The 18,185-nt window shown below is 65.7% G+C and carries 14 protein-coding genes; 4 read left to right on the forward strand and 10 right to left on the reverse strand.

Going from position 1 to position 18,185, the window contains the following annotated elements:
* Window positions 1-54 precede the first annotated feature (54 nt).
* On the forward strand, window positions 55-984 hold the full coding sequence (locus tag ACQR1I_RS25680; RefSeq protein WP_434869486.1) for a DMT family transporter: 930 nt from the start codon (window positions 55-57) through the stop codon (window positions 982-984).
* 61 nt (window positions 985-1,045) lie between these two features.
* Here the strand turns inward: ACQR1I_RS25680 and ACQR1I_RS25685 are convergent, their stop codons facing one another.
* Both ACQR1I_RS25685 and ftsH read right to left on the reverse strand, forming a co-directional pair.
* On the reverse strand, window positions 1,046-2,731 hold the full coding sequence (locus ACQR1I_RS25685) for a methyl-accepting chemotaxis protein (protein WP_434869485.1): 1,686 nt from the start codon (window positions 2,729-2,731) through the stop codon (window positions 1,046-1,048).
* Between the two features lie 108 nt (window positions 2,732-2,839).
* Window positions 2,840-4,684, reverse strand: coding sequence for an ATP-dependent zinc metalloprotease FtsH (gene ftsH, locus ACQR1I_RS25690; RefSeq protein ID WP_434869484.1), 1,845 nt, complete (start codon window positions 4,682-4,684; stop codon window positions 2,840-2,842).
* Between the two features lie 201 nt (window positions 4,685-4,885).
* On the opposite strand from ftsH, the gene ACQR1I_RS25695 reads away from it, so the two are divergent.
* On the forward strand, window positions 4,886-6,277 hold the full coding sequence (locus ACQR1I_RS25695; RefSeq protein WP_434869483.1) for a M20/M25/M40 family metallo-hydrolase: 1,392 nt from the start codon (window positions 4,886-4,888) through the stop codon (window positions 6,275-6,277).
* A gap of 53 nt (window positions 6,278-6,330) precedes the next feature.
* On the opposite strand, the gene ACQR1I_RS25700 is transcribed toward ACQR1I_RS25695, so the two are convergent.
* The 4 genes from ACQR1I_RS25700 to ACQR1I_RS25715 all read right to left on the reverse strand — a co-directional run bounded on the left by ACQR1I_RS25700 (window position 6,331) and on the right by ACQR1I_RS25715 (window position 11,561).
* Complete coding sequence (locus ACQR1I_RS25700; protein ID WP_434869556.1) at window positions 6,331-7,995, reverse strand: mucoidy inhibitor MuiA family protein; 1,665 nt, start codon at window positions 7,993-7,995, stop codon at window positions 6,331-6,333.
* A 198-nt stretch (window positions 7,996-8,193) separates the two neighbouring features.
* The gene (serA, locus tag ACQR1I_RS25705; protein ID WP_434869482.1) at window positions 8,194-9,783 is read right to left on the reverse strand and encodes a phosphoglycerate dehydrogenase; all 1,590 of its coding nucleotides are present in this window, start codon (window positions 9,781-9,783) and stop codon (window positions 8,194-8,196) included.
* 173 nt (window positions 9,784-9,956) lie between these two features.
* Window positions 9,957-11,129 carry a phosphoserine transaminase gene (locus ACQR1I_RS25710; protein ID WP_434869481.1) on the reverse strand — a complete coding sequence of 391 codons (1,173 nt, stop codon included), beginning with the start codon at window positions 11,127-11,129 and terminating at the stop codon, window positions 9,957-9,959.
* 141 nt (window positions 11,130-11,270) lie between these two features.
* Window positions 11,271-11,561 (reverse strand): hypothetical protein, encoded by a 291-nt coding sequence (locus ACQR1I_RS25715; RefSeq protein ID WP_434869480.1) that lies wholly within the window; start codon window positions 11,559-11,561, stop codon window positions 11,271-11,273.
* 112 nt (window positions 11,562-11,673) lie between these two features.
* Here ACQR1I_RS25715 and ACQR1I_RS25720 point away from each other — a divergent pair, with 112 nt between their 5' ends.
* The gene (locus ACQR1I_RS25720) at window positions 11,674-12,654 is read left to right on the forward strand and encodes an aldo/keto reductase (protein WP_434869479.1); all 981 of its coding nucleotides are present in this window, start codon (window positions 11,674-11,676) and stop codon (window positions 12,652-12,654) included.
* Complete coding sequence (locus ACQR1I_RS25725) at window positions 12,654-13,505, forward strand: amidohydrolase family protein (RefSeq protein WP_434869478.1); 852 nt, start codon at window positions 12,654-12,656, stop codon at window positions 13,503-13,505. Before ACQR1I_RS25720 ends, ACQR1I_RS25725 begins: the two co-directional genes overlap by 1 nt.
* Window positions 13,506-13,511: 6 nt before the next feature.
* Here ACQR1I_RS25725 and ACQR1I_RS25730 read toward each other — a convergent pair whose 3' ends face one another.
* The 4 genes from ACQR1I_RS25730 to glmM all read right to left on the reverse strand — a co-directional run bounded on the left by ACQR1I_RS25730 (window position 13,512) and on the right by glmM (window position 17,898).
* Window positions 13,512-13,967, reverse strand: a complete 456-nt coding sequence (locus tag ACQR1I_RS25730) for a GNAT family N-acetyltransferase (protein WP_434869477.1) — start codon at window positions 13,965-13,967, stop codon at window positions 13,512-13,514.
* 29 nt (window positions 13,968-13,996) lie between these two features.
* A complete protein-coding gene (locus ACQR1I_RS25735) occupies window positions 13,997-14,824 on the reverse strand; it encodes an outer membrane protein (RefSeq protein WP_434869476.1) in 828 nt (275 codons plus the stop codon).
* Window positions 14,825-15,006: 182 nt separating this feature from the next.
* The gene (locus ACQR1I_RS25740) at window positions 15,007-15,849 is read right to left on the reverse strand and encodes an outer membrane protein (RefSeq protein ID WP_434869475.1); all 843 of its coding nucleotides are present in this window, start codon (window positions 15,847-15,849) and stop codon (window positions 15,007-15,009) included.
* 699 nt (window positions 15,850-16,548) lie between these two features.
* Complete coding sequence (gene glmM, locus ACQR1I_RS25745; RefSeq protein ID WP_434869474.1) at window positions 16,549-17,898, reverse strand: phosphoglucosamine mutase; 1,350 nt, start codon at window positions 17,896-17,898, stop codon at window positions 16,549-16,551.
* Between the last annotated feature and the right edge of the window lie 287 nt (window positions 17,899-18,185).

Raw genomic sequence — 18,185 nt, forward strand, 5'->3', positions numbered from 1 at the left:
TTGTCCCGCCGGCGGTTTCCGACGCAAGCTTGGTCAACAAGAGAAGCCGATTCCTTGCCCACCTCATCACGTCCGACCTCGCCGCTGGCCTGGCTCAACAATCAGCCCTATCTGCTGCTCACCTTGGCGTCGCTGTTCTGGGCGGGCAACATCGTGCTGGCGCGCTATGTCGCCGGGCACGTCCCGCCGCTGACGCTGTCCTGCATTCGCTGGGTCGGGACGTTCCTGATGCTGTGGCCGTTCGCCCGCGCGCATCTGGCGCGTGACTGGCGGACGCTGCTGGCCAACTGGCCGCTGCTGCTGGTGCTCGCGCTGACCGGCTTCGCCATCAACAATGCGCTGTCCTATTGGGCGATGCAGTACACCCAGGCTCTCAATGGGCTGCTGATCCAATCCTCCGCGCCGCTGTTCGTGGCGCTCTGGTCGCTCGTCCTGTTCGGAGTGCGGCTGACCGCCGCGCAGTTCGCCGGCATCGCGATGTCGCTGATCGGCGTGCTGGTGATCCTGCTGCGCGGCGATCTCGGGGCTCTCGCCGCCATCCAGTTCAACCGCGGCGACCTGATGTTTGCCGGGGCGCTCATGGTGTTCGGGATCTACTCGGCCGTCATGACGCGGCGGCCTGCCGTGCACCAATTGTCGCTGATCTCGTCCTGCACGGCCCTGGGTGCGGTGCTGCTGTTCCCGCTGGCGGCCTGGGAATACGCGTCCGGCTTCGTGCTGCAGCCCGACCTGCTGTCGATCCTGACGCTCGGCTATGTCGTGGTGTTCGCATCCACGCTCGCCTACCTGTTCTTCAACCGCGGCATCGGGCTGATCGGACCGAACCGGGCCGCGCCGTTTCTGCATCTCGTGCCGTTGTTCGGCTCGGTGCTGGCGATCCTGCTGCTCGGTGAACAGCTGAAGCCGTTTCACCTGGCGGGCTACGCACTGGTCATCGCTGGCGTGGTCATCGCATCACGCACCGGCCGTACCAAGGTCGCCTGACCGCGACGATCTCTGCCCCGTCGCTCCGGCTTCGAGAGCAGATTCGATGTCGTCGCCTCGGCTACGCGGTTCGCACCTTGGCCATGAAGCCGTCGACCGCCTGCTGCAGCAGGCCGGACTGGCTATCGAGTTCGCGCGCGCTGGCCAGCACTTCCGAAGCCGCCATGCCGGTCGCTTCCGCCGCCTTGGTGACGCCGCCGATATGGGCGCTGATCTCATTGGAGCCGGCCGCCACCGACTGGATGTTGCGGGCGATCTCGCGCGTCGCGTCGCCCTGCTGCGTGATCGAGGTGGAGATCGAGTTCGTGATCTCGCTCATCTGCGCGATCGTCTGGGTGATGCCGCTGATCGCCGCGACCGCATCCTGGGTCGAGGTCTGCATCGCTGCGACCTGGGCCGAGATCTCCTCGGTCGCCTTCGCCGTCTGGTTGGCGAGCGCCTTGACCTCGGAGGCGACCACGGCAAACCCCTTGCCGGACTCGCCCGCACGTGCCGCCTCGATGGTGGCGTTCAGCGCCAGCAGATTGGTTTGAGCCGCGATCGAGTGGATCAGCTTGACCACCTCGCCGATCTTCTCGGCCCCGGTCGAGAGCACCTGGACGGTGGCATTGGTGCGCTCGGCGTCGCCGACTGCCTTGCTCGCGATCTCGCTGGAGCGGGCGACCTGGCGGGAGATCTCGGTGACCGAGCTGGAGAGCTCCTCCGCAGCGGCCGCGACCGTGCCGACATTGTCGTTGGCGCTCTGGGTGGCGGCGCTGACGGTGGAGGCCCGCGAACTCGCATCGCTCGCCGTCGACGTCATCGATTCAGCGGTGTGCTGCATACCCTCGGCGGCCGACGCAACCGAGCGAACGATGCCGTTGACGCTGCGCTCGAAGTCGGCGGCGAGGTTCTGCATGGCCGCGCGGCGCTCCGCCTCGGCGCGCTGGTGGGTCGCGGCCTCCGCCTGCTCCAGCTGGCGCACACGCATCGCATTGTCCTTGAAGATCTGCACCGAGGCAGCCATCGCGCCGACCTCGTCGCCACGACCGACCCCGGGAATCTCGCCATCGAGCTGCCCGCCGGCGAGCTCGCGCATGCGGCCGCCGAGACGGTTGAGCGGCACGCTGATGCTGCGGCTGATCAGCCAGGCAATGCCGCCGGCGACGACCGCGATGCCGGCGCAAGCCAGCCACATCAACAGCTTCAACGGCTTCATCTTGGCATCGAGATCGTCGACATAGACGCCAGTGCCGACGAACGTATTCCAGCCGGGGATGGCTACCGCATAAGAGATCTTGCGGATCGGCTGCTCCTGGCCCGGCCGCAGATATTCATAGTGCAGGGTCACCTCGCCGTCCTTGGCGACGCCGTCGCGCAGCTCGACGACGAGCTTGCGGCCGTTGAGCTCGAAATCGATGACGTTCGAGCCGCGCAGCTTCGGGTCCTGGGACAACACGACGTTGCCCTCCATCGTATAGGCGAACAGATAGCCCGAGCCCTTGTCGAAGGTCATCGTGCTGCCGCGCTTGACGAACTCGTCCAGCGCCGCCTCCTTCGTCAACTTGCCAGCCTCGACCTCCTTGATCAGGCCCATCGCCATGTTGCGCGCCGTCTCGACGATCGCCCGGCACTGCTCGATGCGTGCGTTGACCATCTCTCGATGCATCAGGTTGCCGGCGAACGTTCCGGCCGCAGCGAGACCCAGGAGCGCGACGCCGACCACGATCGCCAGCTTGGGAGCGATCTTCATGTTATTCAACAGCACGCGACGAACTCCTCGGTCGATGGCATCAATCACCAGCGAATTGTCCCGGAAGAATTCATCACGTGTTGGTTAGGGTTCCGTTGCGGAACTTGCCCGTAGAACCACGGGTCAGCCCGTCATCGCCGCCTCCCGGGAGGCGGCCGGCCGCAGCGGAGCAAACTCCTCGGCCGTCAGCGTCTCCTTGGCGATCAACAGCGCAGCCCCGCGCTCGAGATCCGGGCGGTGGCGTTCGAGAATCGCGCGTGCTTGCTCATCGCCGTCGGCGATCAGCTGCCGCACGGCCAGGTCGATCTCGCGCCCGGTCTCCTCGGCCGCCGAGACGATCTGATCCTGCGGCTGCAGGAACGAAGCCTGCGGACGCGGCGCGTAGGTCCTCTGGCCGACCGTCCCATCCATTCCGTATTTGGTGACCATTTCGATCGCGATCTCGGTCGCGCGCTGCAGGTCGTCGGCCGCGCCGGTCGACACGTCGCCGTCGAAGATCAGCTGCTCCGACGCCCGCCCGCCCATCAGCACCGCGATGCGGTTCTTGAGCTCGCTGACGGCGAGCAGGAAACGATCCTCGGTCGGACGCTGCATGGTGTAACCAAGCGCGCCGACACCGCGGGGAATGATCGAGACCTTCTGCACCGGATCGACGCCGGTGAGATTGGCTGCGACCAGCGCGTGGCCCATCTCGTGATAGGCGACCCGGCGCCGCTCGGAGGCACTGAGCACACGGCTCTTCTTTTCGATACCGGCGACGATGCGCTCGATGGCCAAAGTGAAGTCGTCGAACGTCACGTCGCTGCCGTTGCGGCGCGTCGCCGCGATCGCGGCCTCGTTGATGAGGTTGGCGAGGTCGGCGCCGGTGAAGCCGGCCGTCAGCGCCGCGACCTTGTCGAGATCGACGCTCCCGGCCATCGTGATCCTGCGAACATGGACCTTCAGGATCGCGAGCCGGCCGCCCTTGTCGGGCCGATCGACCAGCACCTGGCGATCGAAGCGGCCGGCGCGCAGCAGCGCCGGATCCAGGATCTCGGGCCGGTTGGTGGCGGCAAGCAGGATCACGCCGGCGCTCGGATCGAAGCCGTCGAGCTCGGCCAGCAGCTGGTTGAGCGTCTGCTCCTTCTCGTCATAGCCGCCGAGCTGACCGCCCGCCGTGCGGCTGCGGCCGAGCGCATCGAGCTCGTCGATGAAGATGATGCAGGGCGCGGCTTTGCGCGCCTGCTCGAACAGGTCGCGGACGCGGGCAGCGCCGACACCGACGAACATCTCGACGAACTCGGATCCCGAGATCGAGAAGAACGCAACCCCGGCTTCGCCGGCCACGGCCCGCGCGAGCAAGGTCTTGCCGGTGCCGGGCGGGCCGACGAGCAGGATGCCCTTCGGCACGTGCGCGCCGAGCCGGCCATAGCTCTTCGGATCCTTCAGGAACTGCACGACCTCCTGCAGCTCGAACTTCGCCTCGTCAACACCCGCGACATCGGCAAAGGTCACCTTGGTGTCGGTCTCGACATAGACCTTGGCGCGCGACTTGCCGATCGACATCAGGCCGCCGAAGCCCTGCCGGTCCATGACCTTGCGGCCGAGAAACACCCAGATCAGGTAGAACATCAGCGCCGGCACGATCCAGGACAGCAATGTCTGAATCGCGCCGCCGGAGGGGACGCCGGTCACGGTGACGCCCTTCGCGGCAAGCTTCTCGGCCAGCGGCGGATCGACGCGCGCCGTGATGAACGAGGTCTTGCCGTCCGCCTGCTTGTCCTTGAATTTTCCTTGAATCGTATCCTGGCTGACCGACACCTCGGCGATCTTCCCCTGCTCCACCAGCTGCTCGAACTGGCTATAGGGGATGGTCTCGACGGTGTTGTACGTGGTCAGCAGCCATTGCAGCAGCAGCATCCCGACGCCAGCCAGAAAGATGTAGCCGACGGCGATGGCCTGCTTGCGGACATTCGGATCGGATTCCATGTCAGACACTCGCGTTGGACCGCTCCAAGATCGACCGAAGGCCCCCGGAACTGCACCAGCCTTTAACAATCAGGCGCGTTCTCGCGCTTGTTCTGGATCAAGTGCGGCCGGCCCCCATGCCGGATGATCGCTGCTTTGCTTTCGCCGTCATTTGCGTCACAACGGCAGCGCCTTCTCATCTCTTCCGCGCAGGACGTTCTCATGACCGAGGTGCAGCCGCCGCCATCTGCCTCCGCCACGCTGGAGGCGGTGTTCCGCCACATCGATGCGAAGAAGGAGCGCTTCCTGACCCGCGTGATGGACTACGTCCGGCATCCGTCCATCAGCGCGCACAATATCGGCATTGCCGAGGTCGCAGCACTTCTGGTCGACATGCTCAAGGAGATCGGGCTCGACGCCGAGACGCTGCCGACCGCCGGGCATCCGATGGTGCTCGGACGCTGGCAGAAGAAGCCGGGTGCGCCGACCGTGCTGCTCTACGGCCACTATGACGTTCAGCCGCCGGATCCGCTGGAGCTGTGGCTCAGCCCGCCGTTCGAGCCGACCATCCGCGACGGCCGCATCTATGCGCGCGGCATCGGCGACAACAAGGGCCAGCACTTCGCGCAGCTGATGGCGATCGAGTCCCATCTGAAGGTGCATGGCGAGCTGCCGTGCAACGTGATCTTCCTGCTCGAGGGCGAAGAGGAGATCGGCAGCCCGCGGATTGCCGATTTTGTTGCCGCCCACAAGGAACTGCTCAAGGCCGATTTCGTCGTCACGGCCGACGGCCCGATGCATCCCTCGGGGCGGCCGACCATGACCTATGGCGTGCGCGGCATGTGCTCGTTCGAGCTGCGCGCCAGGCACGCCAGCCGCGACGTGCATTCGGGCAATCTCGGCGGCATCGTGCCGAACCCGATCTGGACGCTGGTGCATCTGCTCGCGACGATGAAGAACGCCGCCGGCGAGATCACGATCGACGGACTGCATGATGCGATCGTGCCGCCGAGCGAGCTGGACGTCGCCGCGGTGAAGCGCCTGCCGCTCGACCTCGACGCCGCCAAGGCGAGCCTCGGTCTCAGCCGGCTCGATCAACCGGCCGACCGCGGCTATTACGAACGACTGATGTTCCACCCGACGCTGACCATCAACGGCCTGCATGGCGGCTATGGCGGCCCGGGCACCAAGACCGTGCTGCCGTGCGAGGCCGTCGCGAAATGCGACATCCGCCTGGTCGAGGCGATGACGCCCGCCGACGTGCTGGCCAAGGTCGAGGTCCATGTCAGGAAGCACGCGCCGGAGGTGGAGTTCATTCCTCGTGGAGGCATGCTGCCGTCGCGCGTGCCGATGGACTCGCCCTATGGCGCGATTATCCGCAGCGCCATCGAGGTCGCGCAGGGCGTCTCGCCTATCGAGATTCCTTGCACCGGCGGCAGCCTGCCGGACTACGTGTTCACCAAGATCCTGGGCGTGCCCGCCTTCGTCGTGCCCTATGCCAACGCCGACGAAGCCAACCATGCCCCGAACGAGAACATGACGATCGACTGCTTCTACAACGGCATCCGCACCGGAGCGGCCCTGCTCGACCGCGTCGGCGCCAGCCGTCAATGAACCCACGCGGAGGCGGGAATAGCCCCGCCCCCGGAATCAGCAAAGCCAAGCAGCTAGCCGGACGGCTGCATCACGATCGACTTGTCCTTGGGCCAGCGGACGCGCCAGGCGAACGAGATCTCCTTGGTCTCGCCCGGCTTGGCGTCGAGCAGCCATTCGGTGACACCGCGCCGGTCGCGCACATTGGTCGCGGTCGGCGGCGTGGTCGAAGGCAGCATATCGACGACGATGTCCTCGTTCTCGCTGACCGGCAACTGATCCTGGATCGCCACCTTGACCGGGAAGTCATGCGCGTTGCGCACCGTCGTCTTGAACGCGCGCTCGTCGATCTTCGCCGTCGTCACGATCAGGCCGGCGGAGCCCTCGTTGCGCTTGACCACGCTGCGCTCGACCTTGACCTTGTCGTCGGCTCCGAAGCCGAGGCGAACGGTCTCGTCCTTGCCGGAGGAGGCCAGCTTCGACGTGCCGACGAACATGCCATCGCGATAGATCGCGACCTTGCCGGGCAGCAGCGGCGCGTCCTCGCTCTGCATGAAGCTCGCCTCGAGATAGGCGGTGGGGTCTGCCACCGGCGCCGAACGAATGATGAGCTCCGGCATGATCATTGCCATCGAGATGCGCAGGCTCTTGGCGCCATCATGGGTGCCGAGGCTGACACGGCCGGGAAGGCGGAACGCGGTCTGGAAGGCGCTGATCTCGACAGCGGTCTCGCGCTCTTCTGCTCGCTTGGCCGTCTCGGGAGCTGCGGCGCTCGGGGCGAGCGCTTCCACGCTGCGCTGCCTCGGTGCCTTGTCGGCCAGCGTCCCGAGCTGGGCCATGGGCGGAGCCGGCGGCGATGGATATTGCGCAATCACCGTCCTCAACTCCGGGGCGCTGCCGCCGCGCCCGGTCCTGACAGTTGAGACCGAGAGCGCCACATCCGACCAGTCCTCGCCGGTGCTCTGCTGAACCTCGGCACGGCGCACCAGCTCCAGCGCGGGCTTGCGGTCCTTCGCCGACGTATCGAGGCGCGCGTCGTAGAGCGGCACCCAGCGCGCGTTGCGCACGGCGTAGGTCACGCGGAGGGTCGCCTTCGTCGCAGCCGCAGCCGACAGCTCGATCTGGACCTCCAGCTTGCTCGGAGGCTTCGCGGCGCGATCGGCCTGCAGCCGCGCGATCTCGCGATCGATGTCGCGCTGCTTGCGCTCGGCGTCGCGAATGGCCCCGTCGGCCTGACCGACCTCCTCCGCAACGGCCGCGAAGGCAGTGCGCCATTCCGCGATCGGACGCGCTTCGCCCTTCTCGCCGAGACCGGCGGGAGAGGCCTCGGCAAACCGCTCGGCGAATTTCTTGCGCGCGAGCGCGGCGGCGATGGCGCCGTCGAGATTGGCGCGCTCGTCCTTCAACGCCTCGATGCGCTTGTCGATATCGGGCAGATTGACGGGCGGCGCCGCACGGGGAGGCTTGGCATCCACGGTGCCGATCACGAGCTTCGTCCCGGCCTCGCCCTCGACACGCAGCGAAGCAATATCGAGGCCGAGCGGAAAGTCCTTGGCAAAGGCGGTGCTGTCACCGGCGGGAACATCGAGCGAGATGACCCGCGTCACCGTCGCGCCATCCGGATAGACCGTCACGGCGTCGACCGTGGACGTCGCATCGAGGTTTGCAGCATGGCCGGGCACAGCCGTCAGCGCAGCGCCCAGGACGAGACCCGTGGCAAGCAGGCCCTTGTTTCGCATGGTCATCACTTTCTCCGCAGCCCAGCGCCCTCGCGACCGGGTCAGCCGGTCCTTCAACGGGCGTTAGACGCGGGGAAGGATAAGCGGGTTCAATTGAAGCCGCGGAAAGCCGATCGTTCGAATGCCGCGGAGAATCAAAAAAGGCAGCGCGGCGCCATGCCGTGCTGCCTTTCATGGCCGGCCAATTTGGCCGTGCGATCAGAACGCCAGCGCCTTGGCCTGCTTGACCTGCGGCAGCGCCTGGATCTTCGCCAGCAACTCCGCCGGCACCACGCCGTCGACCTCGACCAGCGCGATGGCGTCGCCGCCGGCGGCGACGCGGCCGAGGTGGAAGGTCGCGATGTTGATCTTGGCATCGCCGAGCAGGCTCGCGAACTTGCCGATGAAGCCCGGCTTGTCCTCGTTGGTGACGTAGATCATCGATGAGCCGAACTCGGCGTCGACGCGGATGCCCTTGATGTCGACCAGACGCGGCTTGCCGTCGGCATAGACCGTGCCCGACACCGCGCGCTCCTGATGCTCGGTGGTGACCGACACCGTGATCAGGCTCTCATAGTCGCTTTCGCCGGCGCGCAGCACCTCGTCGACGATCATGCCGCGCTCCTTGGCGATGACCGGCGCCGACACGACGTTGACCTCGCCCAGCATCGGCCTGAGCAGACCGGCCAGCACCGCCGACGAGAGCGCGCGCGTCTTCATCTCCGCGACCTGACCTTCGTAGGTGATCTGGATCTTGGTGATGCTGCTCTCGGTGAGCTGGCCCGCGAACGAGCCGAGCTTCTCGGCGAGCGCAATGAACGGCTTCAGCTTCGGCGCTTCCTCGGCGGTGATCGACGGGAAGTTGATCGCGTTGGAGATCGCGCCGGTCAGCAGATAGTCCGACATCTGCTCGGCGATCTGCAGCGCGACGTTCTCCTGGGCCTCGGTGGTGGAGGCGCCGAGATGCGGCGTGCAGATCACGTTGGGGTGGCCGAACAGCGCATTGCTGGTCGCCGGCTCCTCGGCGAACACGTCGAGCGCGGCGCCTGCGACATGCTTGGAGTCGAGCGCCGCGAGCAGCGCCTGCTCGTCGACCAGGCCGCCGCGCGCGCAGTTGATGAGGCGCACGCCCTTCTTCATCTTGGCGAACGCCGCGGCGTCGATGATGTTGCGGGTCTTGTCGGTCAGCGGCGTATGCAGCGTGATGAAATCGGCGCGCTTCAGCAGCTCGTCGAGCTCGACCTTCTCGACGCCGAGATCGAGCGCGCGCTCCTCGGTGAGGAACGGGTCGAAGCCGATCACCTTCATGCGCAGGCCCTGCGCACGGTCGCAGACGATCGAGCCGATGTTGCCGCAGCCGATCACGCCCAGCGTCTTGCCGGTGATCTCGACGCCCATGAAGCGGTTCTTCTCCCACTTGCCGGCCTGGGTCGAGGCGTCGGCCTGCGGGATCTCGCGCGCCAGCGACAGCATCAGCGTGATGGCGTGCTCGGCGGTCGTGATCGAGTTGCCGAACGGCGTGTTCATGACGATGACGCCCTTGGCGGTCGCCGCGGGAATCTCGACATTGTCGACGCCGATGCCGGCGCGGCCGATCACCTTGAGCCGCTTGGCGCGCTCGATGATCTTGGCCGTGGCCTTGGTCGCGGAACGGATCGCGAGGCCGTCATAGTCGCCGATGATGTCGGCGAGCTTGTCCTTGTCCTTGCCGAGATTGGGCTGGAAGTCGACCTCGACGCCGCGATCTTTGAAGATCTGCACGGCAGCCGGCGACAGTGCATCGGAGATGAGAACTCTGGGTTTGGTCATGATGATGGTCCTTCACGGCCTCCTCGACAGAGGCGCGGCGCACGGCGCCGAAATGAGATGAAAGCTCGTAGGGTGGGCAAAGCGAAGCGTGCCCACCGCTCTCTCGCGTCAGGTCAGGTAGACGGTGGGCACGGCGCTGCGCGCCTTTGCCCACCCTACGAACGGTGCTCGTATCAGGCCGCCTTCGGCAGCGCGGCCTTGGCTTCAGCGAACGCCCAGTCGATCCACTGCGTCAGCAGCGCGACGTCGGCCGCTTCCACAGTCGCGCCGCACCAGATCCGCAGGCCCGCCGGCGCATCACGATAATGCGCGAAGTCGAACCCGGCGTTCTCCTTCTCGACCAGCGACACCAGCTTCTTGGCAAAGTCAGCCTGCGCGTCGGCCGACAGCGCGGTGATCGCGGGATCGACGACCTTCAGGCACACCGAGGTGTTGGAACGGATCGCCGGATCCTGCGCGAGGAAGTCGATCCAGGGCGTGCGCGCCTTCCAATCCGCCAGCACCTTTGTGTTGGCGTCGGCACGCGCGATCAGCGCCTTCAGGCCGCCGATCGACTTGCCCCAGTTGAGCGCGTCCAGATAGTCCTCGACGCACAGCATCGACGGGGTGTTGATGGTCTCGCCTTCGAAGATGCCGGCATTGAGCTTGCCGCCCTTGGTGAGACGGAAGATCTTCGGCAACGGCCAAGCCGGCTTGTAGGTCTCGAGGCGCTCCACCGCACGCGGCGAGAGAATGAGCATGCCATGCGCGGCCTCGCCGCCGAGCGCCTTCTGCCAGGAGAAAGTGACCACATCGAGCTTCGGCCAGTCGAGCGGTTGCGCGAACGCCGCAGAGGTCGCGTCGCAGATCGCCAGGCCCTCGCGGCTCGCGCTGATCCAGTCGGCATTCGGCACGCGCACGCCCGAGGTGGTGCCGTTCCAGGTGAAGACGATGTCGCTGGCCGGATCGACCTTCGAGAGGTCCGGGATCTCGCCGTAGCCGGCATGCAGCTTGGTGACGTCCTTGAGCTTGAGCTCCTTGACGATGTCGCTGACCCAGCCTTCGCCGAACGATTCCCAGGCGATCGTGGTCACGGGGCGCGCACCGAGCAGCGACCACAGCGCCATCTCGACCGCGCCGGTGTCCGACGCCGGCACGATGCCGATCTTGTAGTCGGCGGGCACTTCGAGGACCTCGCGGGTCAGCTCGATCGCCTGCTTCAGCTTGGCTTTACCGACCTTCGCGCGATGCGAGCGGCCGAGGGGAGCGTCCTTGAGATTTTCGGAGGTCCATCCGGGGCGCTTGGCGCAGGGGCCGGAGGAGAAATGCGGCACGGCAGGCCGCTGCGAGGGCTTCGCTGCAGTCATCGTCTATCCTTCCAGATAGTAAGCCTCCCGTTGGGGGGAGGTGTCCCGCCGGCGTGATTAAGGGAACGGTCGTTCCTCGTCAAGGAACTTCGCGCGCTCTCGTTTCCCCGCTCACGCAGACGTGCTGGCATACAAGCAGCATCATTCCGGCGGCGATCCCACCGGCGCTTGGCCTGCGGGTGGACGGTGCAGGAACGTCATCGACGCGTAGGCGCCGATCCAGGAGCCCACCGCCGCGAAGGCGACGTAGATCCAGTTCTCGGTGTAGCTGATGACGGCGAACGACGAGAGCATGTACCAGATCGAGCTCCACGTCGCCGCCGACAATCGGCGATGCGCAACCACCGCCGAGGTGAACATCACATAGACGGCGTCCGTCGCCGCCGTGGCCACGACGACGCCCAGCGCGGTCAGCGGATTGATCTCAGACATCGTTCCCCCATTCCGTTCTCGTTGTGGCGCACCATGCGAGGTCATTGTCTGGCCGCATGCATCCATGCACAATGAGGCCATCCAAACGCGCCGAACAACAAGGATCAGAACAATGCAACGCGTCCGTCTGGGGAGAACCTCGCTCGACGTCACCCGGCTTGGCCTGGGCACAGCGCCGCTCGGCGGCCTGTTCGAGCCGGTGAGCGATCACGATGCCGAGGCCACGATCGCGGCCGCGTGGGCAAACGGGGTGCGATTTTTCGACACCGCCCCCTTCTATGGCTTCGGCATCGCCGAGCAGCGGCTCGGCGCATTTCTCCGCCAGCAGCCCCGCGACAGCTACGTGCTCTCGACCAAGGTTGGACGCCTGCTGCGCCCTGAAACGAATCCAGCGGAAGACCCGCAATTCAAGGGCGTCCCACCGGTGCGGGCGTATTTCGACTATTCCTACGACGGCGTCATGCGTTCTGTTGACGACAGCCTGAACCGCCTCGGGCTCGACCGCGTCGACGTCCTGCTGGTGCACGATCCCGACGATCACTACGACGACGCCGTCGCCGGCGCGTTCCGCGCGCTGCAGCGGCTACGGGACGACGGGAGCGTCAAGGCGATCGGGGCCGGCATGAACCAGTCGGAGATGCTGGCGCGCTTCGCGGAAGCCGTTTCAGTCGATTGTTTCCTCCTGGCCGGCCGCTACACGCTGCTCGACCAGGGATCGCTGAACACGCTGCTTCCGTTGTGCGAGAGGCAGACCATCGCCATCCTGCTCGGCGGCATCTACAACAGCGGCATCCTGGCTGATCCGTTCGGGCAGGCGAAGTTCAACTACGAGGACGCCAACGCCGACCTGGTTGCCCGCGCGCGCCAGCTCCATGCGCTGTGCAAGCAGCACGGCACCGAGCTCAAGGCCGCCGCGATCCAGTTCTGCCTCGCTCATCCCGCCATCACCGTCGGCCTGCAGGGCGCGCGCACGGCGCAGGAGGCGGCCGACAACATTGCGATGGCGCAGGCGCCGGTTCCTGCCGCGTTCTGGCGCGCGCTGCGCGACAGCAACCTGGTCGATGCGCGGGCACCGCTGCCCGGGGGGGCGTGATGAGCCGCCGCATCGATGCGCATCAGCATTTCTGGGATCCCGCGCGCGCCGATTATCCCTGGATGGCCGGCGACGCGCTGGCGCCGATCCGGCGGCCATTCGGCCCCGCCGATCTCGCGCCGCTGCTCGCCGACCATGCGCTCGATGCCAGCATCCTGGTGCAGACGAGATCGTCGCTCGACGAGACCGAGGAGTTCCTGCGCATCGCGCATGAGACGCCGTTCGTCGCGGGCGTCGTCGGCTGGGTCGACCTGACCGATCCATCGCTGACAGCGACGATCGACCGGCTGCGCGGTCTGCCCGGCGGCGACAGGCTGATCGGAATCCGGCATCAGGTTCACGACGAGGCCGATCCTGATTGGCTGTCGCGCAGCGACGTGCGGCGTGGCCTCGAAGCCGTGTTCGCGCACGATCTGACCTACGATCTCCTGGTGCGCACACGCGAACTGCCGTCGTCGATCGCCACCGTGCGCGCGTTCCCGACCGCGCGCTTCGTGCTCGACCACGCCGCCAAGCCGCCGATCGCAACCGGCTTCGATCAGGCCTGGGCCGATCGCATCGCCGAATTGGCGACCGCAGGGAATGTCTGGTGCAAGGTCTCGGGGCTCGCCACGGAAGCTGACTGGACCGACTGGGATGCCGAGCGGCTGCACCCCTATGTGGCGCATGTCGCGCGCTGCTTTGGTCCGGACCGGCTGATCTTCGGCTCGGACTGGCCGGTGTGCCTGCTCGCCGGCAGCTATCACGAGATCAAGCAGGCGCTCGACTCCTGCCTGGCGCAACTCGGCCCCGACATCCGCAACAAGGCCTTCGGTCCGAATGCCATGGCAGCCTACCGGCTGCCGACATAGCCGACGTCAGAACCGCATCACCATGCCGAAATGGCTCTTGGCGAAGCCGAGCCGCTCGTAGAAGCGTTGCGCGTCGGTGCGGCTCTGGTGCGTCATCAGCTCGATCAGATTGCAGTGCCGGCGGCGTGCCTCACCGATCGCCCATTGCAGCAGCTGCTCGCCGATGCCGCGGCTGCGGCGGTCGGTGGCGACGCGGACATCTTCGACCAGTGCCCGTGATGCGCCTTGCGAGCTGAGGCCGGGCAGGATGCACAATTGCAGGCAGCCGACCACCCTGCCCGCCTCCTCCGCCACCACCAGCGTGATATTCGAAGCGCGCGAGATCGCATCAAAGGCCGCGAAATAGGATTCCGGCAGCGGATCTTCGAGACGCTCGCGGGCGCGGCCGAGATGGTCGTCGGCGAGCATCGCCACGATGGCGCCGACATCCTCGCGCCGCGCGGATCGAATGGTGGCCGTCATCGTGTTCGACTTCGTCTGAGACAGCCGGATCAGAACTTGTAGCCGACGCCGGCGCGCACCGTGTTGATGTTGGTGTCGACGGTCGAGGTGAAGCGGACGTATTCGTATTCCGCACGCGCGAACACGCCGCCGACCAGATTGACGTCGACGCCCAGGCCGGCGCTGTAGCCGTAGATCAGGTGATTGTGCTGGAGGTTGTTGGCGCTGAGCGGCGTCAGCGCCGTGAACGGCCCGGCCTGTACCGCGCTCGTCCGGTCCTGCACCGTCACGCTCTGGCCGATATCGGCGTTGCCGAGCGCCAGGCCGAAGAATGCGTAGGGCAGGAAGCAGCCCATCGCGTAGCCGGCGCGGCCGCGAATGGTGGCCATGTCGGAGATCGAAATCTGGGACGATTGCGTCGACGTCACGCTGTGATAGAGGCCGTCGGTGAGCGCGGCGCTGCTGACGAGTGAGCGGGAGGAAGAGGCAATGCCACCGAACTTGCCGTGCATGTAACTCGCTTCGACGCCGAGCACCACGTCTTCCCACTGGCTGTTATAGCCGACGAAAGCGCCATAGCTCGAGGAGCGGGCCGACTGCTTGCCGAGTTGAGTGTTCCAGGACGAGACCTGCATCTGGCTCTCGATCAGCGTGTTGGCGAGCACCGCCGCGGTCATCGTGCTGGTCGAGCCGTTGAAGTTCTCGTCCGAAGAGCCGTAGCCACCCTGCACACCCGCGTAGTAGCCGTCCCAGTTGACCCGCGAGTTGTTGAGACCTTCGGTCAGGCCGCCCCTCAGGATCGGCAGATCGGGCAAGTCGGCAGCCTGAGCAGCCGAGACCATGCCGAACACCGAAATCCCCACCATCAGGCTACGCATCGCAACGCTCCAAATTCCACTTGAACTCTCAGGCGTGATCATCGCGCGTTAACCTTAATCATCCGTTGCCGGAACACTGTCCGCGGCAATTCTTTCAGCGCCGCGCGGCTCGACTGCCGGCTCAAAAGCAAAACGGCGCGGGAGGCCCGCGCCGTTGGTAGTCAGGATCAGGAACGTTCGGCTCAGCCCTTGCGGATGAGGGGCGGCATCGGAGGCGGCGGAGGATTGTCGAAGTTCCAGCGCACGCCGAGCTTCAGGTCGTGAGACGTGATGTCCCTGAACTTGAAGATGTTGCCGGTGGTGGTGCCGGTATAGGTCGAGAGCACGCCGGTCTGTCCCTGCCCCAGATCGACATAGCTGTAGGCCAGTTCGAGCACGAGGTTCGGATTGACGTTGTAGGCGAGACCCGCATGTGCGGCCCAGGCGAGATTCCACTTCGAGGAGGTCGGAGCCGTCGCAAAGCTCGTCGTCGCGCCCGGGCTGTTGTTGATGCCCGTATCGGTGAAGTTCGAGATGGTCACCCGCGATCCGCCGACACCGGCGCCGACGAACGGAGTGATGCACCACCAGGTGCCGAGATCGACATAGACGTTGGCGAGCACCAGCCATTCCGACTTGCTGCCGGTGTAGTTGTCGATGCCGCTATATGTGTTGCCGGCCGAGGTGAAGTTGAAGCGGTCGGTGGCCTTGAAGTTCGCATTGCCGCGATACTGGCCGGTCACGTCGGCGCGGAACCAGCTGTTGAAGCGATAGCCGGCGCCGATGCCGTAGATCCCGGCGGTGTCGAACGCCGACGTCTGCTGGAACGAGGTCATCGGCGCATAGAGCGCCGCGTTGGTGTAATGGACGTCCTTGACCTTCTGGTTGCTGAAGCCGATGTCGCCGCGCAGGTACCAGCCGCCGAAATCGGCCGCCGGCGGCGGCGCGTAGACCGGAGGAGGCATGATGGGCATATCGGCCGCAAAGGCCAGAGTTGAAAACAGAGAGGCCGCTCCGGCGGCGATCAAAGACATAACGCTACGCATTGGCTTCGTCCCTTTGGCCGGTGAGGCGTTCGGAATGGGCCCCACATCACAACTGACGGCTGTACAATCGCACCAAATGCTTAAGCAGCGCTTAACCCTAATAATTAAGGTTGATATTTCCTGATCACGACGGAACCGTTAACGCACGCGCAACGCATCCTAATGATTGGTTAGCGAGCGCGCTTCTGCCGGATCGAGCATCAATCAAACTGAAGCGTCGATCTACTAATTAGTTCGGACAGAGCATTCGCCTTCGACGGCTCATCGGACGATCAGGATGGCGATACGAGCTTTCACCGCACGCAAGGCACGCTCCCTCTCCCCGTCCTTCACGGGGAGAGGGTCGGGGTGAGGGGCAGCCACACGGGCAGTGAAGCTTCCGTGCCGCGACTTGATCCTCTGTTAGTTCAGCAAATGACCGCGGGATGCTCGCGATACTTTTGATCAATGAAGAAGGGCGGCGCCCGTCCGACAGACCTCGTTCTGGGCCTCGTATGTGCCATGCCCCTCACCCGGATTGCTGCGCAATCCGACCTCTCCCCGCGAAGAGCGACGAGAGGTTACACCTGTAGTCACGACAGAGCTTGCCTCAATCGGACGCCAAGAATCTTTCGGTTGATGCAGCCGACGCCTCTGCAACAAAAAAGGCCTGCCATCAGCTGACGATGGCAGGCCTCGATGCGATTGGGATGGCGATGATCAGGCGGCAGCGGCGGCGTTGCCCACGGCGGCGACGATCTCGTCGACGACCTCCTCGACCAGATCGCGGTCGTCGCCCTCGCCCATCACGCGGATGACCGGCTCGGTGCCGGAGGAGCGCACGAGCAGACGGCCGTGGCCGTTGAGGCGCTTCTGGCCGGTGTCGATCGCCGACTTCACCTCGTCGGCATCGAGCGGCTTGCCGCTGCGATAGCGCACGTTCTTGAGGATCTGCGGCAGCGGGTCGAACTTGTGACAGACCTCGGAGACCGGGCGGCGCAAGCGCTGCACCGTCGCCAGCACCTGCAGCGCCGCGACGAAGCCGTCGCCGGTGGTCGCATAGTCCGACAGGATGATGTGGCCGGACTGCTCGCCGCCGAGATTGTAGCCGTCGGCCAACATGCGCTCGAGCACGTAGCGGTCGCCGACCGGCGTGCGCACCAGCTCCATCCCCTGCCCCTGCAGGAAGCGCTCGAGGCCGAGATTGGACATCACGGTGGCGACGATGCCGGGACGCGCCAAGCGGCCGTCTTCCTTCCAGCTCTGCGCGATCACGGCGAGCAGCTGATCGCCGTCGACGATGTGGCCGCGCTCGTCGACCAGGATGACGCGATCCGCGTCACCGTCCAGCGCGATGCCGATGTCGGCGCGCATCTCGCGAACTTTCCGGCACAGCGCCTCCGGCGAGGTCGAGCCGCATTCCTTGTTGATGTTGAAGCCGTCGGGCTCGACGCCGATCGAGATCACGTCGGCCCCGAGCTCCCACAGCGCTTCCGGCACCACCTTGTAGGCCGCGCCATTGGCACAATCGACGACCACGCGCAGGCCGTCGAGCGAGAGGTCACGCGGCAGCGTGCGCTTGGCGAATTCGATGTAGCGGTCGTGCACGCCGTCGATGCGGCGGGCGCGGCCAAGGCTCGCGCTCTGCGCCAGCTTCTTGTCGAGCGATTCATCGAGCAGCTGCTCGATCTGCTTTTCGACATCGTCGGACAGCTTGAAGCCCTGCGGCCCGAACAACTTGATGCCGTTGTCCTCGAACAGGTTGTGCGAGGCCGAGATCATGACGCCGAGATCGGCGCGCATCGACTTGGTCAGCATCGCGACCGCCGGCGTCGGCATCGGGCCGACCAGCAGCACGTCCATGCCCACCGAGGTGAAGCCCGCAACCATGGCGTATTCGATCATGTAGCCGGACAGCCGCGTGTCCTTGCCGATCACCACGCGGTGGCGGTGCTCGCCGCGCTGAAACAGAAGACCTGCGGCCTGCCCGACCTTGAGCGCGAGTTCCGGCGTGATCAGGCCGTTGGCACGGCCACGAATCCCATCGGTCCCGAAATAGTTACGGCTCATATGACCCCCAGCAACAGCCCCTGGTTTCCCCGCACCGGCCGCGCGCCCCGAATCATTGGATCGGGCGGTCGGGTCAGCCCGCGGGTTATAGTCGCCTTGAAGCTAAGATGGCTTCAAAAAATGTGATGAATCATTACCTCGAAACCGCCGCCATAGCCGTAAGATACTGTTAAGACTAATTTTTCGCGTTCCGACAGTCCGCCCGACGGGCTCGTCCCGCACCGCGGTGCGGCCTGCCATAGCAAAGCATCTCGCCCCCGCCGGGTTCCTGGACCGGCAAACAACCG

The sequence above is a fragment of the Bradyrhizobium sp. HKCCYLS2038 genome, assembly GCF_051167655.1.
Classification (GTDB): domain Bacteria; phylum Pseudomonadota; class Alphaproteobacteria; order Rhizobiales; family Xanthobacteraceae; genus Bradyrhizobium.